This window comes from Brevibacterium sp. LAARM2_SD2, from assembly GCF_057364785.1.
In genome coordinates, this window is sequence record NZ_JBNFOM010000018.1 from 40,125 (window position 1) to 65,050 (window position 24,926).

A 24,926-nucleotide genomic window follows, 5' to 3' on the forward strand; every position below is an offset into this window, starting at 1 on the left:
GGTCGTGCGAAGCGCTCCGACCGCCTCGGCGAGGCACGACCGAACCCTGCCCCACCTACCCTGCTCACGTCCGCCCGGATCGGGCGGCAGCGAACCGAATGCGAAGGTGAACCATGACCATCATCGTCGGCTACGTCAACACCCCGGACGGGCGCGCGGCCCTCGACACCGCGATCGCGGAGGCGAAGAAGCACGACAGCAGCGTCATCGTCGTCAACGCCTCCAGGCCGGTCGTGCGGCGGGACTCCCACCGCCTCGGTGAGAAGGAGGTCGCGGAGGTGGAGTCCATCCTCGCCGAGGCGGGGGTGAGCGGCGAGATCCGCTCCCCGGGCAGCGAACTCGACCCGGCGGAGCAGATCATCGCCACCGCCGCCGAGGTGGGGGCTCAGCTCGTCGTGCTCGGCACCCGCAAGCGCACCCCGGTGGGCAAATTCCTCCTGGGATCGACGGTCCAGAAGGTCATCATCGACGCCGTGTGCCCCGTGCTCTGCGTCAAGGCGGAGTACTGAGCTGAGGGCTGAGTGCTGGGCTGGGTGCTTGATTGCGGGCTGAGCTGTGCGCCGAGCACTGTGTTGGGTGCCGGGTTGCGCGCTGGGCTGTGTGCCCGTCGGATGAGGTTCCGCCCGGTGACGTGGCTCAGCCGGCGAGGGCGCTCTGGATGAGCTCGTAGTTGATCATCGCGCCGGCCCGCACGCCGCTGGCCGCGCTCGCACCGAGCATCGCAGACATGTCCGCGACGTTCCCGACGGCCCACACACCCGGGACGTCGGTGCGGCCCGTCGGATCCGCGGTGATCGCTGACCCCATGCCGCTCGGATCCTCGACGACCGTGCCGCCGAGCTGGGTGAAGACCTCGCCGTTGGCGCGGAAGAACGGGCCGACGGCCAGCGCTTCGAGGGTGATCGCGGAGGCAGTGAGCGCCGAGGCGGTGGCGGCAGACCTCAGCGTCACCTCGGTGCCCGCCTCGGTCCTGTGCACCGCGTCGACCTGCGCATCGACGAAGGCGATGCCGAGGTTGTCGAGCATCGCCGCCTGCTCGGCCGTCGGCTCCGGCGCAGCGTGCCTGATGAAAGTCACCCGGTCGCTGAGCTGGGAGAACATCATCGCCTGGTGGTACGACAGGGCGGTGGTGCCGATGACGCCGATGCTCTGTCCGCGCACCTCATAGCCGTGGCAGTAGGGGCAGTGGAGGACGGTGTCGCCCCATCCCTCGGCGAGACCGGGGATGTCCGGTAGCTCATCGGTGATGCCGGTGGCGATGACGACGTGCTGCGCAGAGACTTGCACGCCGGCTGAGGTGTCGAGGGTGAATCGATGGGGGCGAGCTGCTTCGGTGGGGGCGCTGTGCGCGCCGGTCACGGTGGGTGCCGCCTCGGCGGGAGCCTGCACATCGGTCGGGGCATTCTCCTGGTGGGGGCGAGCCGCCTCGGCGGGGGTGCTCTGTGCGCCGGTCACGGCGGCGTCGATGAACGTGACTCCGTAACCCTCAGCCTCCGTCCGGCCCTTCGCGACGAGATCGAGCGGGCTGATGCCCTCGTGCCCGAGCACATTGTGGGCATGGGCGCTCGTGCGGTTGCGCGGTGAACCGGCGTCGATGACGACGACCCGGCGCAGGGAGCGCGCCAGCGCGATCGCCGTGGCGAGGCCGGCGGCACCCCCTCCGACGATGGCGACGTCGGCGGTGATGGACTGAGTGGCAGCGGTCATGACAGTTCCCTCGCTTCTGGATGCGGACAGTGCAGAGATCGGTGGACAGGGACCAGTGTGCTCGGAGGCGGTCGTGTCTGCAATCGTGTTTGCGATAACTGCAATAACTGCCCTGTTCTCGGCGGTGCACGAGGTGAGAGGTGCGAGAAAATCGCTGAGGCAATGAATTCAAACTCGAGAAAATTATCTAAATAATTCGTACATCACTCTTCACATATCCCATCCGCGGATGTAATATGGATCACACAGGAACCACAGGACGACGGACGGACCTCGAGGACATGACCCTCACCCCGGATCGCAGTCGCGATCAACGGAGCGCACGCCGCAAGCGGATGTCGTGCCGCTCGCGTGCGGCCGGAAGTCGGGTTCCGAACGGCAGTCGTCAGCGCAAGCTCGACAGGCGGCGGTCGAGCGGCGATGCTCCCGATTCCGCGGCCGGCCCCGACGCGTGGTGGATCCCTGCGGAGTGCTCAGACTGGGACGAATCGGCCGCCCACCGGCAGAACGATCTCATCGAGCGGCAGCGGGGTGTGCTCGGCTCGCTCGGGCCGGCACCGGCCGACGGCGAGGTGGGGTTGGGCTTCGCCAGCTCGATCTCCGACCGGACCATGCACGACAGGGTGTCCGGACCACCTGCCGAACCCGGCGATCCTTTTCCCGACGAGACGGCGTCGTCCGACCCTGAGAACGTCGACACTGATGTTGCCGACGATGCGCAGTCGACCGTCTCGGCGGTCCACCCTCTGCTCAACGACGAAGCATGGGCCGATCTCTCGTCGCTTGCACCGGAGATGACCGGGAGCATCGAGAGTCTGCGCACGCTCGTCGACGAATTGGAGTGCTTCGCGCGACCGATGGGTCCCGATGAGGCGATCGCGATGCTCGACGGCATCGAGACGATCAACCGCCTCGCCGAAGCGCTCTCAGTCGTCACCCTCTCCGTGTTCCAGCGGGTCGGTGCTCCACGGGACTACGGCGCGAAGTCGACGAGGGACCTCGTGCGGGATCGCTGCGGGGTGTCCTCGCGAGAAGCGTCACGACGCGTCGATCTGGCCGACAATCTGGGCAAGCGGGTGACCACCTCAGGGGAATCGCTCGAACCCGTCAACCCGGCGATCGCTGAGGGACTGCGCTCCGGACGGCTGTCAACGGTGCAGGCCGGTCTGATCACCCGCTTCATCGAAGAGCTTCCACGCTCGGTCACAGAGGCGCAGCGACTCGAAGCGGAGAGCATCCTCGTCGACAAAGCGCCGGCCGTGCACGTCAAAGACTTAAGGATCCTCTTCGACGAGATCCTCAAATGGCTTGATCCCGATGGCGAGCTGCCCAAGGACGACACTCCCCGAGAGGACTTCGCCGTTCATCTGCGCGCCCGCAAGGACGGAACCTGGGATCTCAGGGGTCGCTTGGACGCCGTGGTCGGTGGAATCATGCACGGGCTGCTCACGTCACGCATGCAGTCCGAGTCCGAGAGCGGCGTCGACTCGTGCGCCGACGGCACTCAGCCAGCCGATGGCGAGGAGCCGGGCACGGGCGTGCAGTCAGCCGGTGACGATGTGGGCTCGAGCAGCGATGACGATGCACGTCACGGCGGTGGGGTCAGCAGCAGTGAGGCCATCGGTAACAATGAGGCACACGGCAGCGGTGATCCGACCGGAATTGGAGACCCGAGGCGCAGTGGCGATCCGAGCGCCGACGATGCGGCGGACGACGTCGTCCAACTGTTCTCCGAAGTGCTCTGCGGCGACCGTTACGACGCCGTCGATCCGACTCCGCAGCAGCTTCCTGTCGCGGCGGCCCAGAGTTCGCGGGCCGCGGATGTCCCTGCGGGGTACGGAATGCGCGACGACGGCATCGCTGTGCCCATGGCCGGAGCGCAACCGTCCGTGCGCAACCGCATCTACGAGCGGTTCGCCACGATCATCGGCAGCATCGAAATGGATCACGTCGGAGCAGGTGCCCCGTTCGCGCTCGTCGTCACCGCAAAGGCCGAGGACATCGCCACAGGAAGCGGTCGTGCGACAACCGGAGCCGCCGAGAGCTTCCCCATCGACACCGCTGTCCGCGAAGGACTCAACGGGACCGTCTTCTTCCACCTCATGAGCGAGAAGGGCCGCACAGTGAGCGTCGAGACCGAGAACCGGTACGCCAACAAGAACCAACTGGCGATTCTCGCCGCACGAGACAAAGGCTGCACGTTCCCCGGCTGCGAGACTCCGCCGGGCTGGTGCGAAGCACACCATATCGTGCCGTTCTCCGAGGGCGGCAAGACCAACATCAACAACCTCACCCTCGCGTGCAGCTATCACCACCACCTCATCGACCGAACCGACTGGGAGACGATCATGCTCTTCGACGGCAGGGCCGCGTGGGTGCCTCCGGCGACCATCGACCCTGCGCGACGGCCGATCCTCCACACCCGTTTCATCGCCGACGACATCGCCGACACCCTCTTCGGATAGCAGCGCCACCACGGCATGAGGGGACGGGTGTGCCCTCGCCTCTATCGGACGACGCTCTAATAGTCGCCCCTCCAACAGACGACCCTCGGACAGGCGACCGTCGGACGGGCGCCCCTTGGCTAAATGATCGATCTTGGTCAGGCGATCGGTCCTGGACAGTCGAACGATCCTGGTCAGCGCCGTGTGTGAGCCAGGTCATGGAATGATCGCGTCAAGGCGACTGTTGGCCTGAACATGGAGCTTTCCCTTCTCGATCTCGTGCCCGTCCGCGTCGGGCAGACCACCTCGGACACCTTCGCCGCGTCCCACGAACTCGTCCGCGCCGCCGATGCACTCGGATACACCCGCTACTGGGTCGCCGAACACCACAACATGCCGTCGATCGCCTCGACGATGCCCGGAGCCGAACTCATGTACCTCGGCCAGGGCACCGAACGCATCCGGCTGGGCTCCGGAGGAGTGATGCTGCCCAACCACGCCCCACTCGCCGTCGCCGAACTCTTCTCCCTCCTCGCAGCGATCTACGGAGACCGCATCGACCTGGGCATCGGACGGGCACCGGGCACGGATCCGATCACCTCGGCGGCGATGCGGGGCCACCTCGGCGAAGGACGGATGGTCGACCGGAACGGTCAGACCATCGACCCCGTCGAGCAGTTCCCCCAGCACGTCATCGACACCCTGGCCCTGATGACCGCCGAGGGCGTGCGCATCCCGCTGCACGGCGGACGCGAACACACGCTGCGCGCGACTCCCGCACCCGTCCCGGGCACCCAGGTGCTGCCATGGTTGCTCGGATCCTCGGGATACTCGGCGCGCCTCGCCGCGGAACTCGGCATGCCCTACGTCTTCGCCAACCACTTCGCCGCCGGCGCGACGACGGGCATGAAGATCTACCGTGACAACTTCACGCCTGGCGCCTACGGTGATGAGCCGCGCACCTTCGTCACCGTCAACGCCGTCGTCTCACCCACCGAGGAGGAGGCCCGGCTGCGGTCCGAACCCTTCATGCTGCAGATGGCTCGGCTGCGCACCGGAGGGGCGATGGGACCGCTGCGACTGGCCGGCGATGACGTGCGGTCGGTGATGACCGATCAGGAGCGCATGGTCGCCGAAGAGCTGTCGAAGAACTGGATCATCGGCGACCCGCAGTCGGCGACGACCCAGATCGAGGAGCTCGCCGCCCGCTTCGAAGTCGATGAGGTCATGCTCCAGCCCGTGGCCGGCGCCATGGACGGCGAGGGCCTGCGCGAGGATGCCGCACGGATCCAGACCCTCGAGCTGCTCGCCGGTGAGATCCTGCGGTGAGCCCGAGCTGTGAGCCTGAGCTGCGAGCCCGAGCTGCGAGCCCCAGCGGTGAACTCCAACGGTGAGAGGCAGTCCGAGAAACGGACTGTTCACCGTCTGACCCGAGACAATATCCGGGTCAGACAGTAGAATCGTCTGCGTGCATCGTTTCGATGCCCTGAGAATCGACCGAGACAGGTCGGTGCGCGGGGTGACGGAACGCAGAGAAATGAACATTCGGCGGCTTCCCCCGCGCGGGTGCGACCTCGGGTCGTTCCCGCAGACCGAAAGAGAATCAATGCGTACCAGAATCGCTGTTTCGGCGGCGCTCGGACTCGGGCTCGTGCTCAGTGCCGGCGCTCCTGCCATCTCGAGCAATCTGACTTCGACGAACTCCTCGTCCACCATGGCGGCCTCCGTCGTGCCCGGACAGGAACTCGAACCCATCACCGACGGCAAGATCGAGAAGGGCGAGACCGCCTACGTCGACGTCACCGTCGCCACGCTGTGGAAGGACACGTCCTCCCCGCGCAAGGTCGACGAACCGGCGCTCGGCAAGCCCGTCGACCTCGACAAATGGAACGACAACCTCAAGGACACCGAGGTGCGCCGTGGCCTGACCGGCAAGACCGAGACCCAGGCCGTCTACGGCTCGCCCGTCACCGTCCTCGACATCAAGGGCGACTGGGCGAAGGTCGCCGTCAACGACCAGTCCACCCCGAAGGACGACAAGGGCTACCCCGGCTGGCTGCCGACGAAGCAGCTCGTCGAGAACGACCGCTTCGGCTCCCTGAAGAAGGACCAGCCGCGCGCTGTCGTCACCGCGAAGACGGCCGAGCTCGAAGGCATCGAGTTCACGAAGGACACGGGAGCCGACCCGAGCTTCAACGTCGAGCTTCCCCTCATCGCCCAGGACGTCGAGGACGTGCGCGTGGCGCTGCCCGGCGGCGGCGCAGCGTGGATCGACGTCAACGACGTCGCCGTCTACGAGGCTGGCGACAAGCCCGCCAAGCCCTCCGGCGACGACCTCGTCGAGACCGCGAAGCAGTTCGACGGCCTCCGCTACCTGTGGGCCGGTGTCTCCGCCTACGGCTTCGACTGCTCAGGCTTCACGTACAGCATCTACCGCGCCCACGGCATCGACATCCCGCGCGACTCCGGCGACCAGGCGAAGGTCGGCAAGGAGGTGTCGTCGAAGGACCTCAAGGCCGGCGACCTGCTCTTCTTCTCGACGAGCTCGGGCACCGTCCACCACGTCGGCATGTACATCGGCGACGGCAAGATGATCCACTCGCCCAACGCCTCGAAGACGGTCTACGTCGTCGACTGGAAGGACTGGGACAAGGGCAACGAGTTCTCCGGAGCCCGCCGCATCATCTGATGCGCATCCGTTCGTTCCCGCGCTGAAGCCGGCCGCAGTCATCCCGCGGCCGGCTTCCGGCATTCGACGGGAGCCAGTCCGCCGAGGTGGTGGGCAGTTCGCCGAGGTGGGGGCCAGTCCGCAGACCGGGCCGGTCTGGCCGCTCGACGGTGAGCTCAGTGCCGCGAGGTCTGGCGGGACTTGAGGAAGATCGCCCGCGCCAGGTCGTCGCGGCGCTCGATGAGCAGGCGCCGCAGGGCTGCCGGCGCATCGGCGTTCTCCTCGAGCCACGCGTCGGTCCGCTCGACGACTCCCTCTTCGTCATCCGACCAGCGCGGGTAGAGCCCGAGCACGAGCCGCCGCGCGATCTCGATCGAATTGTCCGCCCAGAACCCGCGCAGCCGCTCGAAGTACTCGTCGACGTAGACCTCGGTGATCGGCAGCGCCGAGGGGGCGACGAATCCGGAGATGATCGCCGAGAGCACATCGTTGCTCAACTGGGCCGCATCGAGGATCGCCTCCCACGCGCGCATCTTGACGATCGGCAGAGGCAGAGCCGCACTCGCGGTCTCGGCGCGCAGTCGACCCGAGGAACTCTGGTCGAGGTGGGTCTCCCGGGCGATGTCCGTCTGGTCCGCCCACCCGAGACTGACGAGCGCGGTGAGCGCGTTCCATCGCAGGGCATGATCGTTGATGAGCCCCCGGAACGGCAGCGAGGCAGCCGCATGCTCCGCGGGACCGCTCGCCCCAGCCCGTGCAGAGGTGCGCCGCGAGGCAGTGGCCGAGCCCGAGTCCGCACCCTTGCCGGCAGCCGCTGCGCGGTCAACGCGGGAGCCGTCAGCACTGGCGTCGGACGCAGCACTCGCACCGGACGCAGCACTGGCGTCGGAGGCAGCACTCGCACCGGATGCAGTATCTGCCTCGGCCACGGGCGGCGTCTCCGGTGCCGCCTCCTCGGCGACCTCGGGGCTCATGCTGTCGATCTCCTCACCCACCGGCACAGAGAGCACCTGCGTGGCGAACGCGCGACCCATGGCGATCGACGGGTTGGCCTCGATGCAGCGCGCCGTGCGGGCGGTCAGCGAGAGGACGAGATTCGCGAGATGCAGCTGTGCATCCGACCCCGACTTCGCCGTCGCAAGCGCATCGAGGGCCGCTCCGAGCAGCCCGGAGATCGCCGTCTCGAAATTGCGTTCGGCCACCCACTGATCGAGGCAGAGCAGAGCCGTCTGACTCAGACCGGCCATGATGCCCGGATTGCTCTCCTTGCCGAGGCTGCGCGCATACGCCGTGAGATACCTCTGCACCGGCAGCAGCCCGTCGCGCACCGCATTGTCGAGAGCCGACCACACGAGCGCCCGCGACAGCGGATCCTTGATCCGCGACACCGCGGTCACCGCCGTCTCCGTCGACGCTTCGTCGAGGCGCACCCGCGCATAGTCGTGGTCGCCGTAGTTGAGGAGGGCGATGTCACCGCGCGTGCGACCGATGAGCTGCTCCACCTCGGCGGACTCCCCATCGAAGTCGAAGACCACCGAATCGAGCGGCACGATGTCGCGCCCGGCCCGACCGAGGGTCGCGATCTCGAGAGTGTGCGGCCGCAGCAGCTTCGCGCCTTCCGCCGAATCCGACTGCGAGATCCGCGCTCCCGTGATGCTCGCCCGGGCAGCATCGCGCGCGGCCCCAGCGCCCCGCGATGACGCGGCGCTCCGTCCGGAAGCACCATCCTGCGACGATCCGGCAGCGCCAGCCGACCCGGCACCGCCAGCCGACCCGGCATCGCCGGTCGACCCGGCGTCGTCCCCCGTCGTCAGGGCGAGCGAGAGCTCCGAGACCCCCGAGGTCCCCAGCCACGCGTCCGCCCAGCCGGCGATGTCACGCTCCGGAGCCGCCTCGGCGAGGCATTCGAGGAAGTCCGCCAACTCCGTATTCCCGAACGCGAAGCGCTTGAAGTAGAGCCGGGACCCGGCGAAGAACGCCTCCCGCCCGACGTACGCGACGAGCTGCTTGAGCACCGAGGCGCCCTTGGCGTACGTGATGCCGTCGAAATTGAGCTTCGCCGCCTCGACGTCGGGGATGTCGGCGACGATCGGATGCGTCGTCGGGTAGAGATCCTGCATATACGCCCACGCCTTGCGGCGCAGCGCGAACGTCACCCAGCCGTCGGTGAACCGCGTCGCCTCGGCGAGCGCCAACCCGCCCATGTAATCGGCGAACGACTCCTTGAGCCACAGGTCGTCCCACCACTTCATCGTCACGAGATCGCCGAACCACATGTGCGCCATCTCGTGGAGGATGACGTTCGCCCGCGACTCGTACATCGCGTCGGTGACCTTGTCGCGGAAGATCATCGCATCCGTGAAGGTGACGAGCCCGGGATTCTCCATCGCGCCGAGGTTGTACTCCGGAACGAAGATCTGATCGTACTTGCCCCACGGGTAGGGGTAGTCGAACTCGGCGCTGAAGAAGTCGAGACCGGCCTTCGTGATCCCGAGGATGTCGGAGGCATCGAGATGATCGACGAGGGACGCCCGCGTCCACACGCCGAGGTCGACCGTCTCCTTCGTCACCGGGTCCGTCCACGTGTCCGTCGCCCCCTCATAGGGGCCTGCGGTGATGCACGTGATGTAGCTCGACTGCTTGAGCGTCGGCGCGAAGTAATGGGTCACGGCATCGTCGCCGGTGGCCTCACGGCTCGTCTCGGCCTGATTCGACAGCACCTGGAACGCCTCGGGTGCGGTGACGCTGAAGACGAACTTCGCCTTGAGATCGGGCTGGTCGAAGTTCGCGAACACCCTCCGGGCATCGGTCGGTTCGAACTGTGAGTAGAGGTAGACCTTGCCGTCGGCGGCGTCGGTGAACCGGTGCAGACCCTCACCCGAGGTCGAATACCGCGCCTTCGCCTCGACCGTCAGCGTGTTCTTCCCCTCACGGACGGGAAACGTGATGCGGGCGCCGTCGAACACCTCGGCGGGGGAGAGGTCCTCCCCATTGATCTGGACGAGGGAGACGGAGTCGGCGATGAGGTCGATGAAGGTCTGGGCGTCGGCGCGAGCCTTGAACTCGACGACGGTGCGGGAGAGGAACGTATCAGCATCGGACTCGGCATTGCTCACATCGAGATGGACGGTGTAAGTCTTGACCTTGAGCAGATGAGATCGGCTCTGCGCTTCGTCTCGGGTCAGGTTCGTCGTCATTCTTCAGCCTCCTCGGCGCACCGACATTAGCATGTCACAATTCCGGTAATCTGAGTACAGCGAGCGCGGGAGGGGGTCGGAAAGCATGGCGAAAGTCGAGGTCAGCGGGCTGGCCAAGCAAGGGTTCAACATCATCGCCCACCGTCTGCGCATGGGATTCAAACGCGTCGGCGCGAACTTCGGACAGCTCATCCAGATCCCCATCGCCGCGACCGCCGCGTACGCGTTCTGCGTCTACGTCCTCGGCCATCCCTACCCGTTCCTCGCCGCCGTCGCCGCGGCCGTGGGCATCGGCCCCGTCGCCGACCGCCGCCTGCGCCGGTCGCTGGAGATCGGCTTCGGCGCGACCTTCGGGGTGCTCGTCGGCGAGGTGCTCGTCAACATCTACGGCTCCGGGATCTGGCAGCTCGCCCTCACGCTCATCATCGGTCTCGTCATCGGCACGGTCCTCAACTCCGGCGGCATCTTCATCACGCAGATCGCCGTCCAGTCCGTCTACGTCGTCGTCGTTCCCGCGACCGCGACGACCCTGCCGTTCCCGCGCACCCTCGACGCCCTCGTCGGCTCGCTCTTCGCGATCATCCTCGCCCTCATCATGCCCCGCGACGCCCGCAAGGTCCCGCGGGCGCTCGCGGCGAACCTCCTCGACGAGGTGAGCAGTGTCCTGACGATGATGTCGCGGGCGCTGCGGGAGGCCGACACCGAACTCGCGATGCGGGCGCTCACCCGTGCCCGCGAGACTCAGGACATCATCGATTCGTGGGGGTCGTCGCTCCAGGTGTCGAAGGAGGCCGCGAAGATCAATGCGCGCGGACGCCGCCATGCCGCCGAGGTGACCCGACTCTCCCGCGCCCACACCTACTCCGACCGGGCGATGCGCACGATCCGCGTCATCGCGCGCAGGGTCGTCGGCATCACCGAGCTCGGGGTGAAGAAGCCGATCATCGCCGACTACGTCGAATCCCTGGCCGACGGGGCGAAGAAGCTCGAGATCGCGCTGCGGCGGGGCACTGACCGCTCCCTCGCCGAGGTGGCCCTGTCCGAGGCCGCAGGCGAACTCGATCCGCGGGCGGAGAAGAGCTGGGACATCCACGACGAATCCCTCGTGCTGCTCCTGCGGCCGGTGGCCGCCGATCTCCTTCAGGCGGCCGGTCTGACGAACGACGCCGCCCACGACCGGCTGCCCTCGCTGGCCGAGGACAACGCCGACGGCCCGCCCGTGGAGTGACGCGTCCCGTCAGCTCGCGATGGGGGCGCCCGTCAGAGTTCGCCGAGGCAGTCGTCGGCTCTCGATGACAGTTCCCGTCAGTTCTCGATGACGAGGCCGTCAGCTCTCGATGACGAAAATGCAGTTCGTGCCGGGTTCGAGCGCGGTGAACGTGTGCGGCTGATCGCCGGGATGGACGAGATAGTCGCCGGCGACGAGTTCGTACGACTGACCGAGCGCCTCGATCCGCGCCGCCCCGCGGCCGACGATGACGTGCTCGATCGTGCCCGCCGGATGCGGGTGGGAGTTGCGTGACTCGCCCGGTTCGGCGGCGATGAAGTAGATGTCGCGCCGCGCGGTCGGAGGGGACGTCGAGAGCAGCGTCGCGACGTAGTTCGCGCTCGTCGAAGGCAGGCTCGGCATGTCGCGGACATGGTGGAGGGCGACCTCATGCTGTGGAGGGTCGAGCAGTCGGGAGAGCGGGATGTCGAGGGCGGCGGCCAGGGCCCACATCGTCTCGAGGCTCGGATTGGCGGTGCCCGCCTCGAGGCCGGACATCGTCGACTTGCCGATGCCGGCGCGGCGCGCCACCTCCGAGAGGGAGAGGCCGGCGCGCTGGCGTTCGCGCCGCACCGCCGCAGCGACCTGGGCCCGCGGCGTCCGCGAGTCCTCCGGGACGACCTCACCGGGGGAGGAGTCGCCTGGGGACGAACCATCGGCAGCAGAGTCGGCGACCTCGTCGGTACGGTCGACGTCGGCGCGACCGACGTCGCCGGCGTGGTCGGTGAGAGACGAATCGTTCGAAGCTGCACTCATGCCACCATCCTACCGTGGTGTTCACCAGAGCGGTTCCTCGTTCGGGTTGACGAACGAACTGGCGAGTGTGCACTATGGTGAACATGAGTTCACCATTCCGTACGATCGATCGCGTGCTTCCGGCGTCGACCTACCGCGCCGTCGCGATCATCACGGTGACGATCGTCGCCGTCGCCCTGTCCTACGGCGCGATCTCGGCGACCGCAGGATTCGCGTGGTGGCAGACGCTGCTGCTCGCGGCCTTCGCACTCGGCGGGGCTGCCGAATTCACCTTCGTCGGCGTCATCGCCGCGGGCGGTGCCCCGGTGCTCGCCGTGCTCGCCGGTCTCCTCGTCAACTCGCGGAACTTCGCGTTCGGCATGGCCGTCGGTCCCTTCTTCCCGCAGGACTGGCGGGCGCTCATCGCCGCCCACTGGATCAATGACGAATCGACCGCGGTCGCCCGGACCGGTGTCGGCGACCGCCAGCGCTGGCACGCCTTCCTCCTCATGGGGGCGGCGATCGCGCTGATGTGGCCCTCCGGTGCCGTCGTCGGCCAATGGCTCGGGACCGTCATCGACGCGGACATGCTCGGGCTCGACGCCGCGTTCCCGATCATCCTCTTCTGCCTCATCCGCGGCGACCTGAAGAACCGGAAGACGCTCTGCCTGACCTTGGCGGGCATCCTCGTCGCCGTGCTGCTCACGCCGATCCTGCCGCTCGGCCTCGGCGCGGTGACCTCCCTGTCGGTGTTCGCCGTTCTCGCCCTCGGCTGGCTGGTCCGCCGCGCAGTCCGCTCGCGGAAGATGCCTGGCGCCCCGACCACGACCGCACCCGAGAGCGAGGCCACCCGATGACCGCGACGACCTTCCTCATCGCGCTCGCCGCGCTTGCCATCGGCACGTACGTCATGCGCTTCGCCGGGGTCAAGGTCGGGGCGGCCCTGGCCACCCGCGGCAAGCGCCGCGCCCTCGTCGCCGTCGGCACCGACCACGCCCCCGCCTCGGCGAGCGCAGCCACGACGGGCACGACCACCTCGGCGAACAACACAACCACCCCGAACACATCCACCCAGGGCACAACTGCCTCGGCGAACACAAGCACGACCACCCCGGGCACACCCGCCTCGGCGAACGCCCCGGACGCCACCGGCGCGGACGTCGTCCCCGACGCACCGACCTCCCGGGTGACGAAGTGGATGGACCGGGCCACCGTCGTCCTCATCGGCGCCGTCTTCGCGACGACGGCGATCTTCGACGGTCGCGAGCTCGCCGATCCGGCGCGTCTCATCGGCGTCGGCGTCGGTGTGCTCGCCGCGATCCTGCGGGTGCCGATGCTCGTCTGCGTCGTCCTCGCCATGGGCGTGTGCGCGGGTCTGCGGGTCTCGGGCATCCTGTGAGTTGCCCCGATGCCGTCGCCACCGGCGGTTGCTACCCTGGTGGGCATGGAACTCATTGCTGACTTTCAGCGCCTCGTCTTTCTCGCCCTCACGGTCGCTGCGTTCGGCGTCCAGCTGTGGGCGTTCGTCGATGCGCTCCGGTACAAGGATGAGAATTACCGGGCCGTGGACAAGCAGAGCAAGAAGTTCTGGGTGATCCTCCTCGGGGTCGGCCTCGCGCTCGCCCTCATCGCCCTGCCGCCGCTGGGCCAGAGCATCATCTTCCTCAACCTCCTCGCCCTCGTCGGCGCGATCGTCTACCTCACCGACGTGCGCCCGAAGATCAAGGCCGTCGACCCGCGGAACCGGAACGCCTGACCCGCGCATGAGCGACGCCAACCTCCCCGGTCCCGAGACCGGGTACATCTCGACGTTCGGCACCGGCGAGCCTCACACCCTCTTCAGCCACGGATTCGCCGGCGCGATCCGCGACACCCGCCCGTTCGGCACCGGCATCACGGGAACGAAGCACTTCCTCCACCTCTTCGGCCACGGCGGCCGACCCTCGCCCGGGCCCGGTGGGACTACGCCCTCATCGCCGAGGCGCTCGCCGACGCTCTCACCGCGACCTCCGCGACGCGCGCCCTCGGCGTCTCGATGTCCGCCGGAGGTCTCCTCCGGCTGCTGAGCACCGGGCACCCGGCCGTCGCCGGGCTGGAGAAGGTCGCGCTCGTCCTGCCCGCATCGTTCGCCGGCTTCCCCGCCGAGGTGGCTCACGCCCACACCGCGTACCTCGAGTCCCTGCGCGATCTCGTCGCCGCCGGTGACGTCGACGGCATCACCGAGCTCATGCTCACCCGCGAACCCGCCGAGGTGGCCGACCTCGTCCCGGCCCGCGCGTGGACGCGGGCGAAGGCGGAGAACCTCGTCCACACCGACATGTCCGACGGGCTCGGTCTCGCCCTCGAGATCGCCGCCGCCGGCGTCGCGACCCCGCCGAGTTCGATGCCGGACTCACCCGGCTGCGCGAGTTCGCGGGCGAGGTGCTCGTCCTCACCCATGAGGACGACCCCGCTCACCCCGTCTTCATCGCCGAGGAGATCGCCGCCGCCGTCCCCGGTTCACGCCTCGAGGTCCTGCCCGCCGGATCGATCCTGTGGCGCGGCCGCCATGAGGTCCGCCGAATCCTCAGCGAGTTCTTTGGCTAGACTGGCGACCGTGCACATCTCCGTCCTCTCCCTCCACACCTCACCCGCGGCGCAGCCTGGGCAGGGCGACGCGGGCGGGATGAACGTCTACGTCGACCATACGGTCAGGGCACTTGCCGCCATGGGGCACGTGGTCGACGTCTTCACCGCCGACCCGAACGGGAACGGAACCGAACAGGCCGACGCCGAGACCGTGACGCTGTCCGAGAACATCCGCCTCCACTTCCTGCGCACGGACGCCACGACGAAGGAAGCGCTCGCCGGTCGGATCGACGACCTCGCCCGCATGCTCGCCGCGCATCCCGCGTACGCCGCCGCTGACCTCGTGTGGGCGCACTACTGGATCTCCGCCGAGGCGGCCCTGCGGGCACAGGCGCTCGTCACGGGCAACGATGCCACCCGGACCCGCCCGCAGCTCATCGCGAGCATGCACACGATCGGCGCCGTGAAGAACCGGGACTCGGAGACCGAGGACGAATCGCCCCGACGCCTGCGGGCCGAGGAGCGCATCGCCCACCGCGTCGACCTCCTCGTCGCCAACACCCCGGCCGAACGCCGCGACCTCATCGGGGAGCTCGGCGCGGCTCCGGACTCCGTCATCGTCGCCCGCCCGGGCGTCGACCATGATCTCTTCTCACCCGGGTCCCGGGCTGCGGCGCGGCGGGAGCTCGGCATCGCCGCCGACGAGCATCTCGTCCTCTACGTCGGGCGGATGCAGTTCATCAAGGGCACCGACGTCGTCGTCGATGCCCTCGCCTGCCTGCAGGAGAACAACCCCGCGCTGGCGGCGTCCACCCGCGGGATCCTCCTCGGCGCCGCCTCGGGGTGGACCGAACCGGCCGATTCCTCCGACCACCTCGGCGCTGAGGCCGCGGCACCCGAACGCCGGACGACGGGCCTTCGGACCGCGGATCCCCGAACCTCTGATCTCCACACCGCGGACTTCCACGCCGCGCTCTCGGCGGCGGTCGCCGTCGACCCGCGCATCGAGGTCAGGCAGCCGGTGCCGGCGGCCGATCTCGTCACCTACTACCGTGCCGCCGATGTCCTCCTCGTCCCGTCCCGCAGCGAATCCTTCGGGCTCGTTGCAGCCGAGGCCGCGGCCTCGGGACTGCCCGCGATCGCCTCGGCGGTGGGCGGTCTGCCGGAGGTCGTCGAGAACGGCTTCTCCGGTCTCCTCATCGCCGACCACAATCCGCGCCATTGGGCGCTCACCCTCGAGCGGCTGCTCGGCGACGCGCAGCTGCGCGCCGAACTCGGCGAGCACGCGGTGGCCCGTTCGCAGCGGTTCGACTGGCACACGACGGTGGCGACGGTGCTCGACGCCCTCGCCGAGGCGGCCGAACCGGCCTCGCGGGACCTCGCCGCTCCCGGCCTGTGCGGGGGATCGCGCTGATGACAGGGCCCGAGTCCGCACACCCGGGGACCCCGGCGGCGACGAGCGAGACGCCGACGAGTGCGATCATGTCCGGCATCACCGAGTGGGCGTCAGCGAACGAGGTTGAGGTCGACAGCGTCGACGACTCGTCGATCGCGGTCGTGCTGCCCGGCGAGCGGAAGCTCAAGACGACGGTCTCGATCGTCATCTCGGCCAGGACCGCCGAGCTCGCCGCGTTCGTCATCCGCCACCCGGATGAGAACGCCGCGGAGTTCAACCGCTGGCTGCTGCGGAAGAACATGAAACTCGCGGCGACCGCGTTCGGGGTCGACCACCTCGGCGACGTCTACCTCAGAGCCACGGTTCCCGCTCTTCGGCTGCTCGATGACCTCGACGGACTGCTGGGGGAGTTCCTCACCGTCGCCGACGAATCGTTCAACGAACTTCTCCTCATCGGGTTCCTCACGGGGATGAAGAAGGAGTGGGCGTGGCGGGTCAGCCGCGGGGAGTCGACCCGGAACCTCGCCGCGTTCGAGCATGTGCTCGCCGGTCCCGACAATGAGTTCCTCGGCACGATCGGGCCGGAGCGCCCGGAGTCGCCCGGATCGGAGCAGGCGGGGACGCTCGGATCCGAGCAGGCGGGGACCCTCGGTTCCGGGCAGTCTGAGGCCGCTGAGCGCACCGAGGCGGCTGAGCCCTCGGACGCGACCGCGCCAGACGACGGCGAAACTGACGACGGGGAGCGGCGATGATCAAACGCGTCGATCTCAGCAAGCCGGGCACCGTCGACGAATACATCGCGACCTTCGACTCTGAGTCCCAGCGCGACTTTCTCACGCAGCTGCGCGATCTCAGCCGGGAGCACGCCCCGACCGCCGGCGAGGGCATCAAATGGGGCAACCCCGCGTACTTCCTCGACTCGATCCTCTTCGTCTTCGCCGGGTACACGCACCATGCGAATTTCGTCTTCACTCCGAGCACGAAGGAGGCCTTCGCGGATCGGCTTTCCGGCTTCGACACGGGCAAGGGCTCGATCAAGCTGCCCTATGACGAGGAGATCCCCGCTGACCTCCTCGCCGAGATGATCGCCCATCGCATCCGCGAATTCGAGGTCGACGGCGTCAAGTGGATGTGAGCCCTCACGCGTCCTGCCGCGTGGGCGCGGTGTGTGACGCATCCGACGGGGGCTTGCCGTAGGGCAGACGTGCGAAGATCGAGGCGAGAACGGCACCGGAGACGTTGTGCCACACGCTGAAGACGGCACCCGGCAGCGCCGCGAGCGGAGAGAAGTACGTCGTCGCGAGCGTCGAGGCGAGCCCGGAGTTCTGCAGACCGACCTCGAACGAGAGCGCCCGGCGGGTCGGCGTGTCGAGACGGCACGCGGCGGCCACGCCGTAGCCCACAGCGAGCCCGAGCACATTGTGCGTGATGACCGCGAGCAGCACGAGGATGCCCGCCGTGGCGATCGACCCGGCCGAACCGGCGACGACGATGGCGACGATGTAGGCGATCGCCACCGAGGCGAGCCATGGCAGCGCCGGGGCGATCCGGTCGACGAACCGGGAGGCGACGAGGCGGACGAGCACACCGACGATGACCGGCACGAGCACCGTCTGGCAGATCGAGACGAACATCGACCAGAACGGCACGTCCATGTACGATCCTGCGAGCCAGAGGGTGAGCAGCGGGGTGAGGACGGGAGCGATGAGCGTCGACAGCGTCGTCACCGACACCGACAGCGCGACATCGCCCTTCGCCAGATACGTCACGACGTTCGAAGCCGTGCCGCCCGGCGCGCAGCCGACGAGGATGACGCCGACGGCGATCTCCGGCGGCAGATCGTAGACGGTGACGACGAGGAGTCCGAGCAGCGGCATCGCGACGTACTGCGTGACGACCCCGAGGAGGGCGATCCACGGACGCTTCGCGATCCGCGCGAAGTCGGGCAGCGTCAGCGTCAGCCCCATGAAGAACATGACGACGCCGAGGCTCCACGTGATCGTCGGCGCGAGCGGGGTGAACGTGTCCGGACTGAGGAAGCCGAGGACGCCGGCGAGGATGACGAGGACAGGCAGGGCGGTGACGGCGATGATCGAACTGCGGTCGGTTCGGGCCGTCTGCGCCGCGGCGGGACTCGGGTGCTGTGCTGAATCGGACATAGCCGAATACTAGCCCCGTCGTCCCGTCAGGCAAGACGAACTACCACATCATGGAACCGTCGAGTGGGGGTCGCCGCCCGTGCGAAAATAGGGGCCATGACGCATAACCTCATCCTGCTGCGCCACGGCGAGAGCGAATGGAACCAGAAGAACCTGTTCACCGGTTGGGTCGATGTCACCCTCACGGACAAGGGCCGGGCCGAGGGCAAGCGCGCCGGAGAGCTCCTGCGCGAAGCCGATCTCATCCCCGACGTCGTCCACACCTCCCGCCTCAAGCGGGCCATCCTCACCGCGAACCTCGCCCTCGAGTCCGCCGACCTCTCGTGGCTCGACACCCATCGCAGCTGGCGGCTCAACGAACGCCACTACGGTGCGCTGCAGGGCAAGGACAAGAAGGAGATCCGCGAGGAGTTCGGCGACGAGCAGTTCATGACCTGGCGTCGCTCCTTCGACACCCCGCCGCCGGCGCTCTCCGACGCCTCTGAGTTCTCGCAGGTCGGCGACCCGCGCTACGCCAACCTCGGCGACTCGGTGCCGCGCACCGAATGCCTCGCCGACGTCATCGACCGTCTCCTGCCGTACTGGTACGACGTCCTCGTCCCCGAGCTCTCCGAGAACCGCACCGTCCTCGTCGTCGCCCACGGCAACTCGCTGCGGGCCCTCGTCAAGCACCTCGACGGCATCTCCGACGCGGACATCACGGGACTCAACATCCCCACCGGCATCCCGCTCCACTACGAGCTCACCGACGACTTCACGCCGGTCACCCCGGGCGGCACCTACCTCGATCCCGCCGCGGCCGAGGAAGCGATCGGCAAGGTCGCGAACCAGGGCCGCTGAGCCGGAAGCCGATCCGAGCCTGAGCTGGGAGCCCGGCCGACCTGACCCCGAGCCCGGCTGAGCCGGAGCCTCAGCGTTCCGCGAACTCCCCGGCGATCGCCTGCATCTGCCTGCGCAGGACGGCGATCGCCGGGGAGTTCGTCATCGACCGCCGCCACACGGTGTGGATCGACCGGGCGATCGAAGGGTCGTCGAGCGGCACCGCTGTGACATCGGAGGGCAGGTGCGGGCGACCGAGCCGGGGAACGAGCGCGAGCGCGCCGACCGACCGGCTGAACTCGACCTGGGTGTCGTACTCGACGGCCCAGTACTCGACCCGCGGCTCGCTGCCGAGATCCTCGAAGAGCGCGACGAGCCAGCGATGGCACACCACCGCGCCGGGGCGGAGACGAAGACCTCACCGACGAGATCGGCACGCGTCACCTCGGCGCGCGAGGCCAGATGATGGTCACGCGGCATGACGATGTCGGCGCGGTCGACGGCGATGATCTCTGAGGTCAGGGTCGAGGGCAGGCGGAGGGCGGAGCTGTTCCAGTCGAAGATCAGGGCCGCGTCGATCCGCCCCGCCGAGACCATCTCGATGAGCTCGTCGGGGTCGGATTCGACATTCGTCACCGTGAGTTCGGGCGCGGCCTCGGCGAGCCGGGGCAGAGCGGGGACGAGCAGGCCGCGGATGCCGGTGGAGAACCCGCCGACGGTGATCCGGCCGCGCGGGTCACCCGAGCGGGCCCGGGCCTCGGACTCGATGCCCTCGAGGTCGTGGAGGATCTGCGCCCCGCGGCTGCTGAGCTCGCGCCCCATGGGCGTGAGCGAGATGCCGCGTCCCGTGCGCTCGGTGACCGGGGCGCCGAGGTAGCGGGAGAGCTTCTGCAGCTGGTGGCTGACCGCGGCCGGTGTGTAGCCGAGGGAGTCGGCCGTGGCGGTGACGGACCCGAGCCCGTCGAGGGCGACGAGGGTGCGCAGGGCGACGATATCGATCATCAAAATATCGTAATGAATGACCGGAGTGACTTTCAATGGATTTTATAGCTGAGCGCTGAGATCCTGAAGTCATGCGCCCCGTCCATTACCTCCTCGCCCTCCTCGTCGTCGTCCTCTGGGGCGTCAACTTCATCTTCATCGACTTCGGACTCCGGGACTGGCCGCCCCTGCTCCTCGTCGCGGCGCGGTTCACCGTCGTCGTCATCCCCGCGATCCTCTTCGTGCGCTTCCCGCGCGGCAGCTTCGGGCGCATCCTCCTCATCGGCGTCTTCATGTCCGCCGGGCAGTTCGGGCTCCTCTACACCTCGCTCTTCCTCGGCCTCCCGGTCGGACTGTCCTCGATCATCCTCCAGATCCAGGCCGCCTTCACCGTCCTCGTCGCCGCGCTCGCGCTGCGGGAGATCCCCAACCGCCGCCAGATCATCGGCATCCTCATCGGGGTCGCCGGCCTCGCCGTCATCGGCCTGAGCCTCCAGGCGTCGATCCCCGTCGTGGCCTTCGTCGTCTGCCTCGGTGCGGCACTGTCCTGGGCGATCGGCAACGTCATCGCCCGTGGGGTGAAGCCGGGCATCAGCGGTCTGCAGATGACCGTGTGGTCGGGTCTCGTCGTGCCGCTGCCGATGCTCGGGCTCTCCCTGCTCATCGACGGCCCCGCCGAGGTGGTCCGCTCACTCGCGCACCCGACGTGGGGTGTCCTCGCCTCGGTCGTCTACACCGCCGGCGTCGCCTCGCTCATCGGGTACGTCATCTGGAACTCTCTGCTCGCCCGCTTCCCCGCCTCGCAGGTCGCCCCGTTCACGCTCCTCGTCCCGCCCGTCGGGGTCGGGGCGGCGTGGCTCGTCCTCGGCGACCGGCCGACCGTGCCCGAACTCATCGGCGGGGCCCTCCTCATCCTCGGTGTCGCGGTGACGACGGGGGTGCACCGGACGATCGCCCGGGGGATCAGGGGCGTGCCCCGCCGGCGTCGACGTGCGTCGTCGCCCGTGAGACGCCCGCGGACGCCGTCGCGGGGGTGAGCGGGGGACCCTGATGTGCCGAGCAGGGATGTATCGAGCAGACACGGAAACGACGATCGCCGAGGTGGGTCAACCACCTCGGCGATCGTCGTCGTCATCTGTCCGGCAGAGCGCTCACTTCCGGGACAGGTAGGGCTCCCAGTTGCCGGTGAGCAGGTACTCGACCTTCTGCGAGACCGACACGGCGTGGTCGCCGAAGCGCTCGTAGTAGCGCGAGAGCAGCGTGACGTCGGCGATGTGGCGCGGGGCGAGATCCTCGGCGGGGGCGTCGGCGAGCTGCGCGAACACGGAGAGGTGGAGCTCGTCGAGCTCCTCGTCGATCGCGTTGATCGTCGGGACCATCGACAGGCCGGGGTTGTTGAGGAGGTTCTCGGTCGCCTCGGCGATCTTCTCCGCCGAATCGCCCATCCGCAGGAACGTCGGCTCGAAGTGCTTGGGGATCGCGGATTCGGGGTAGCGGATGCGCACCTGCTGGGCGATGTGACGCGCGAGGTCGCCCATGCGCTCGAGCGAGGCGCTCATCCGCAGCGCGCCGATGACGGCACGCAGATCGGAGGCGACGGGTCCCTGGAGGGCGAGGATCTCGGCGGCCTGCTGGTCGAGGGTGTGCTGCATGGCATCGATCTTCGCGTCGGCTTCGATGACGCGTTCGGCGAGCTCGAGGTCGTTGCTCCGCAGGGCCTGATTCGCCAGGCGGATCGAGTCGAGGACCTTGGTGGACATGTCGACGAGCTGGGTGGCCAGCTCATCGAGCTCATTCCTGAAGACTTCGCGCATTGAGGATGCTTCCTTTGTCTCGTGCGAGGTGAGAGTGCGTGGCGCAGATCTCGGGATCGGCCGTGCTCGGACTGCTCGACAGTGCGGCTTGTCCCTGCAGGCACACTGACTTCAGCTTTCCATCGCCGCGTGAACGGCAACTGGCGGTTCGGTGAATTCCTCGCCAAAAGCCCTGTCAGCGGGTGAATCCGGTGCGACCGGCAAGCAGACTGCGCCTAAGCTTGTTCACGTGGATCTCTTGATTGTAGCGGTCCTGACCGGCATCGTCGGCCTGGGACTCGGCATAGCGGGCATTTTGGCGTTCCGTTTCAGCGAACGCTCCCGCGATGCTGCCGACCTGCATTCCGAAGACGATCTGCCCGAGGGCATCGCCGAGGTGCTCGCCGTCCTCCAGTCGGCGGCGATCGTCCTCGACGCCGGCGACGACGTCGTCAAAGCCTCCCCGGCCGCCTATACGTTCGGCCTGGTCAGAGGGCATTCCCTGACGTCGCCGGAGATGCTCGAGGTCGTCGAGCGGGTGCGTGCGCGGGGGCTCATCGAAGAGATCGACCTCGAACAGAAGCGGGAGGCCTCCGACGCCGTCCTGCGCTACCTCCACGCGCGGATCGCGCCCCTGGGCACCGCGTTCATCCTCGTCCTCTGCGACGACCAGACCGAGTCGAAGCGCGTCGATGCCGTCCGCCGGGACTTCGTCGCCAACGTCTCCCACGAGCTCAAGACCCCGATCGGGGCGATGGCCCTCCTCGCCGAGGCGGTCACCGACTTCTCCGACGATCCGGCGGCGGTCGAGCGCTTCGGCGGGCGCATGCAGCGCGAATCGAAGCGCCTCACCCAGCTCGTCCAGGAGATCATCGACCTCTCCCGCGTCCAGGACCATGCCGCCCCGTCGACGACGGAGAAGATCTCGGCCGCCGAGGTCATCGACGACGCCGCCGACCGCGCGCACACCCGCGCCGAGGCGAAGCGGATCCACATCGAGATCGCCCCGCCCTCGAGCCTCCTCGTCGAGGGCAACTACGAGCTCCTCGTCAACGCGGTCCGGAACCTCATCGACAACGCGATCAACTACTCACCTGACGGCACCCGCGTGGGCGTCGGCGTCGAACTCGTCGACGAACGCGTCGAGATCTCCGTCACCGACCAGGGCATCGGACTGTCCCGGCAGGACACGGAGAGGGTCTTCGAGCGCTTCTACCGCGTCGATCCCGCCCGTTCGCGGATCACCGGCGGCACGGGCCTCGGGCTGAGCATCGTCAAGCACATCGTCGCCACCCACGGCGGTGAGGTCAGGGTGTGGAGCCAGCTCGGCAAGGGGTCGACGTTCACGATCGTCCTGCCGTTGGCCGGTACGCAGACCGTCGCCGAGGCGACCTCGACGGCGCCTGAAGGGGTGCTGCTCGAGCATTCGGCGCAGGCCGGGGGCGACGCGGTGCGGGCCGAGGGCGACTCGGCGCGAGCCGGAAGCGAGCAGAACGCCGACGAACAGCCTGCTGACGAACGGACCGGTGACGAACAGTCCGCTGAAGAACGGGCCGCCGACGGACAGCCCGGCGACGATAGGGTCGATGGGGACCCGGGGGACCGCCTCGGCGGGCGACGGTGACAACGGTGAGGGCCCGGAGGAGAATGGGACCGCCCAGGTTTTGCCCACTGGAAGCGAACAAAGGAAGCTCACGACGTGACTCGAATTCTGCTTGTTGAGGACGAGGATTCGTTCTCGGATCCGCTGTCGTACCTGCTCGGCAAGGAGGGGTACGAGGTGACCGTTGCCGATGACGGCCTCAAGGCCCTCGCGGAGTTCGACCGGAACGGCGCTGATCTCGTCCTCCTCGACCTCATGCTGCCCGGTGCCTCGGGCACCGAAGTGTGCCGCGAGCTGCGGGCGAAGTCGAACGTGCCGATCATCATGCTCACGGCCAAGGACTCGGAGATCGACAAGGTCGTGGGGCTCGAACTCGGCGCCGATGACTACGTGACGAAGCCGTACTCCTCGCGTGAGCTCCTCGCCCGCGTCCGCGCGGTGCTGCGACGCAACGTCGAAGCAGAGAGCTTCGACGATTCGATCCTCGAGGCCGGCGGGGTCCGGATCGATGTCGAGCGCCACGTCGTCTCCGTCCGCGGGGAGGAGCTGTCGATGCCGCTCAAGGAGTTCGAGCTCCTCGAGATCCTCGTCCGCAACTCCGGGCGCGTGATGACCCGCGGTCAGCTCATCGACCGGATCTGGGGCGAGGACTACGTCGGGGACACGAAGACCCTCGACGTCCACGTCAAGCGCCTGCGCGCGAAGGTCGAGCAGAACCCGTCCGAGCCGCAGCTCCTCACCACCGTCCGCGGCCTCGGGTACAAGTTCGAGGCATAACGGGCCCAGAAGAGCACAGACCAGACCCATACAGATACAGACCCATACAGGTACAGAAGGAGCCGCTCACTCGAAGTGAGCGGCTCCTTCGTGCTGTGGCGCAGATGGTGCGCGCCGGGAGATTCGGGCGTGCCGGGAGGCCGGTGCGGCCCGGCACGTGGCGTCAGCCGTTGGCGGCTGCGGTGCCTTCGGTCGCGGTCGTGCCCTCGGTCGACGTCGTGCCCTCGGTGCTCGCAGCACCTTCGGTCGGGGTCGAGGTCTCGGTGCCGGTGCCCTCGGTCGAGGTCTCCTCGGTGGCGTCGTCGGTCGGCACCGCCGACGGCGACTCCGACGGGAGGTACTCCTCGTAGTAGGGGAGGACGTTGGAGAGGACCTGGGTCTCGATGGTCTGCTCCTGGCCGCCCGTGGAGACGGTGACGTCGACGAGGTCACCGGGCTTTGCGTCGATGGGGTCGACGATGAGCTGCTCGCTGTCGGTCGACTGGGGGCTCTCGGGATCCTGGATGAAGGTCTCGCCGGCGGGAACCGACTCGGAGAAGGAGTCTCCGGAGACCGCGACCGTGACGTTGGCCGCCTCGGTGCCCTTGTTGATGAGCGTGAAGAACAGCTGGGCCGGGCCCTCGCCGCTCTCGTCCATGATGAGCAGGAGGCCGCGCACCTCGACGTCGCCGACCGTTCCCCACGCGCCGTCGCCGCCGTTGTAGCGGTACTCAGCCGTCTGCTGGGGGGAGATCAGGCTCGCGCATCCGCTGACGGGGATGACGAGCGCGAGGGCGGCAAGTGCGAGAGCTGCGCGGTTGTGCCGTTTCATT

General features: G+C 68.2%; 22 protein-coding genes and 1 pseudogene. 16 read left to right on the plus strand and 7 right to left on the minus strand.

Features of this window, described 5'->3' with window-relative positions; all coding sequences use genetic code 11:
* Positions 1-113: 113 nt before the first annotated feature.
* Positions 114-509, plus strand: a complete 396-nt coding sequence (locus AC2W7K_RS12215; protein WP_198499629.1) for a universal stress protein — start codon at positions 114-116, stop codon at positions 507-509.
* 127 nt (positions 510-636) lie between these two features.
* Here AC2W7K_RS12215 and AC2W7K_RS12220 read toward each other — a convergent pair whose 3' ends face one another.
* Positions 637-1,707, minus strand: coding sequence for an NAD(P)/FAD-dependent oxidoreductase (locus tag AC2W7K_RS12220; RefSeq protein ID WP_198499628.1), 1,071 nt, complete (start codon positions 1,705-1,707; stop codon positions 637-639).
* A 281-nt stretch (positions 1,708-1,988) separates the two neighbouring features.
* Here AC2W7K_RS12220 and AC2W7K_RS12225 point away from each other — a divergent pair, with 281 nt between their 5' ends.
* The 3 genes from AC2W7K_RS12225 (at position 1,989) to AC2W7K_RS12235 (ending at position 6,840) form a co-directional block, all read left to right on the plus strand.
* The gene (locus tag AC2W7K_RS12225; RefSeq protein WP_198499627.1) at positions 1,989-4,172 is read left to right on the plus strand and encodes an HNH endonuclease signature motif containing protein; all 2,184 of its coding nucleotides are present in this window, start codon (positions 1,989-1,991) and stop codon (positions 4,170-4,172) included.
* A gap of 234 nt (positions 4,173-4,406) precedes the next feature.
* Positions 4,407-5,480: an LLM class flavin-dependent oxidoreductase gene (locus AC2W7K_RS12230; RefSeq protein WP_198499626.1), complete on the plus strand. Its 1,074-nt coding sequence runs from the start codon at positions 4,407-4,409 to the stop codon at positions 5,478-5,480.
* 277 nt (positions 5,481-5,757) lie between these two features.
* A complete protein-coding gene (locus AC2W7K_RS12235) occupies positions 5,758-6,840 on the plus strand; it encodes a C40 family peptidase (RefSeq protein WP_486006231.1) in 1,083 nt (360 codons plus the stop codon).
* A 155-nt stretch (positions 6,841-6,995) separates the two neighbouring features.
* On the opposite strand, the gene pepN is transcribed toward AC2W7K_RS12235, so the two are convergent.
* Positions 6,996-10,016 (minus strand): aminopeptidase N, encoded by a 3,021-nt coding sequence (pepN, locus tag AC2W7K_RS12240; RefSeq protein ID WP_486006232.1) that lies wholly within the window; start codon positions 10,014-10,016, stop codon positions 6,996-6,998.
* 85 nt (positions 10,017-10,101) lie between these two features.
* Here pepN and AC2W7K_RS12245 point away from each other — a divergent pair, with 85 nt between their 5' ends.
* Positions 10,102-11,244, plus strand: a complete 1,143-nt coding sequence (locus tag AC2W7K_RS12245) for an FUSC family protein (RefSeq protein WP_486006233.1) — start codon at positions 10,102-10,104, stop codon at positions 11,242-11,244.
* 99 nt (positions 11,245-11,343) lie between these two features.
* Here AC2W7K_RS12245 and AC2W7K_RS12250 read toward each other — a convergent pair whose 3' ends face one another.
* Complete coding sequence (locus AC2W7K_RS12250) at positions 11,344-12,039, minus strand: helix-turn-helix domain-containing protein (protein WP_486006234.1); 696 nt, start codon at positions 12,037-12,039, stop codon at positions 11,344-11,346.
* A gap of 83 nt (positions 12,040-12,122) precedes the next feature.
* On the opposite strand from AC2W7K_RS12250, the gene AC2W7K_RS12255 reads away from it, so the two are divergent.
* The 7 genes from AC2W7K_RS12255 to AC2W7K_RS12285 are packed head-to-tail and all read left to right on the plus strand — an operon-like array spanning position 12,123 to position 17,117.
* Positions 12,123-12,875: an AzlC family ABC transporter permease gene (locus tag AC2W7K_RS12255; RefSeq protein ID WP_198499622.1), complete on the plus strand. Its 753-nt coding sequence runs from the start codon at positions 12,123-12,125 to the stop codon at positions 12,873-12,875.
* Positions 12,872-13,417 carry an AzlD domain-containing protein gene (locus AC2W7K_RS12260; protein WP_198499621.1) on the plus strand — a complete coding sequence of 182 codons (546 nt, stop codon included), beginning with the start codon at positions 12,872-12,874 and terminating at the stop codon, positions 13,415-13,417. Before AC2W7K_RS12255 ends, AC2W7K_RS12260 begins: the two co-directional genes overlap by 4 nt.
* A 45-nt stretch (positions 13,418-13,462) precedes the next feature.
* The gene (locus AC2W7K_RS12265) at positions 13,463-13,774 is read left to right on the plus strand and encodes a DUF2516 family protein (protein ID WP_137825690.1); all 312 of its coding nucleotides are present in this window, start codon (positions 13,463-13,465) and stop codon (positions 13,772-13,774) included.
* Positions 13,775-13,781: 7 nt separating this feature from the next.
* Positions 13,782-14,084 (plus strand): hypothetical protein, encoded by a 303-nt coding sequence (locus tag AC2W7K_RS12270; protein ID WP_486006235.1) that lies wholly within the window; start codon positions 13,782-13,784, stop codon positions 14,082-14,084.
* On the plus strand, positions 14,054-16,000 hold the full coding sequence (locus tag AC2W7K_RS12275) for a glycosyltransferase (protein WP_486006236.1): 1,947 nt from the start codon (positions 14,054-14,056) through the stop codon (positions 15,998-16,000). Before AC2W7K_RS12270 ends, AC2W7K_RS12275 begins: the two co-directional genes overlap by 31 nt.
* Complete coding sequence (locus tag AC2W7K_RS12280; protein ID WP_198499619.1) at positions 16,000-16,734, plus strand: YbjN domain-containing protein; 735 nt, start codon at positions 16,000-16,002, stop codon at positions 16,732-16,734. The genes AC2W7K_RS12275 and AC2W7K_RS12280 overlap by 1 nt, the downstream gene beginning before the upstream one ends.
* Positions 16,731-17,117, plus strand: coding sequence for an iron chaperone (locus AC2W7K_RS12285; protein ID WP_198499618.1), 387 nt, complete (start codon positions 16,731-16,733; stop codon positions 17,115-17,117). Before AC2W7K_RS12280 ends, AC2W7K_RS12285 begins: the two co-directional genes overlap by 4 nt.
* 4 nt (positions 17,118-17,121) lie before the next feature.
* Here the strand turns inward: AC2W7K_RS12285 and AC2W7K_RS12290 are convergent, their stop codons facing one another.
* Positions 17,122-18,141, minus strand: coding sequence for a bile acid:sodium symporter family protein (locus AC2W7K_RS12290; RefSeq protein WP_198499617.1), 1,020 nt, complete (start codon positions 18,139-18,141; stop codon positions 17,122-17,124).
* Positions 18,142-18,237: 96 nt separating this feature from the next.
* Here AC2W7K_RS12290 and AC2W7K_RS12295 point away from each other — a divergent pair, with 96 nt between their 5' ends.
* Positions 18,238-18,981, plus strand: coding sequence for a phosphoglyceromutase (locus AC2W7K_RS12295; RefSeq protein WP_198499616.1), 744 nt, complete (start codon positions 18,238-18,240; stop codon positions 18,979-18,981).
* Between the two features lie 70 nt (positions 18,982-19,051).
* Here the strand turns inward: AC2W7K_RS12295 and AC2W7K_RS12300 are convergent.
* Positions 19,052-19,962: pseudogene (locus tag AC2W7K_RS12300) on the minus strand (LysR family transcriptional regulator).
* A 71-nt stretch (positions 19,963-20,033) separates the two neighbouring features.
* Between AC2W7K_RS12300 and AC2W7K_RS12305 the strand changes: the two are divergent.
* The gene (locus AC2W7K_RS12305; RefSeq protein ID WP_486006237.1) at positions 20,034-20,978 is read left to right on the plus strand and encodes an EamA family transporter; all 945 of its coding nucleotides are present in this window, start codon (positions 20,034-20,036) and stop codon (positions 20,976-20,978) included.
* 114 nt (positions 20,979-21,092) lie between these two features.
* On the opposite strand, the gene phoU is transcribed toward AC2W7K_RS12305, so the two are convergent.
* Entirely contained in the window at positions 21,093-21,755 is a 663-nt protein-coding gene (gene phoU / locus AC2W7K_RS12310; RefSeq protein ID WP_211978784.1) for a phosphate signaling complex protein PhoU, read from the minus strand.
* Positions 21,756-21,984: 229 nt separating this feature from the next.
* Here phoU and AC2W7K_RS12315 point away from each other — a divergent pair, with 229 nt between their 5' ends.
* On the plus strand, positions 21,985-23,358 hold the full coding sequence (locus AC2W7K_RS12315) for a sensor histidine kinase (RefSeq protein ID WP_486006238.1): 1,374 nt from the start codon (positions 21,985-21,987) through the stop codon (positions 23,356-23,358).
* A gap of 75 nt (positions 23,359-23,433) precedes the next feature.
* Complete coding sequence (locus AC2W7K_RS12320) at positions 23,434-24,114, plus strand: response regulator transcription factor (protein ID WP_198499612.1); 681 nt, start codon at positions 23,434-23,436, stop codon at positions 24,112-24,114.
* Between the two features lie 163 nt (positions 24,115-24,277).
* On the opposite strand, the gene AC2W7K_RS12325 is transcribed toward AC2W7K_RS12320, so the two are convergent.
* Positions 24,278-24,925 (minus strand): hypothetical protein, encoded by a 648-nt coding sequence (locus AC2W7K_RS12325; RefSeq protein ID WP_198499611.1) that lies wholly within the window; start codon positions 24,923-24,925, stop codon positions 24,278-24,280.
* Between the last annotated feature and the right edge of the window lies 1 nt (position 24,926).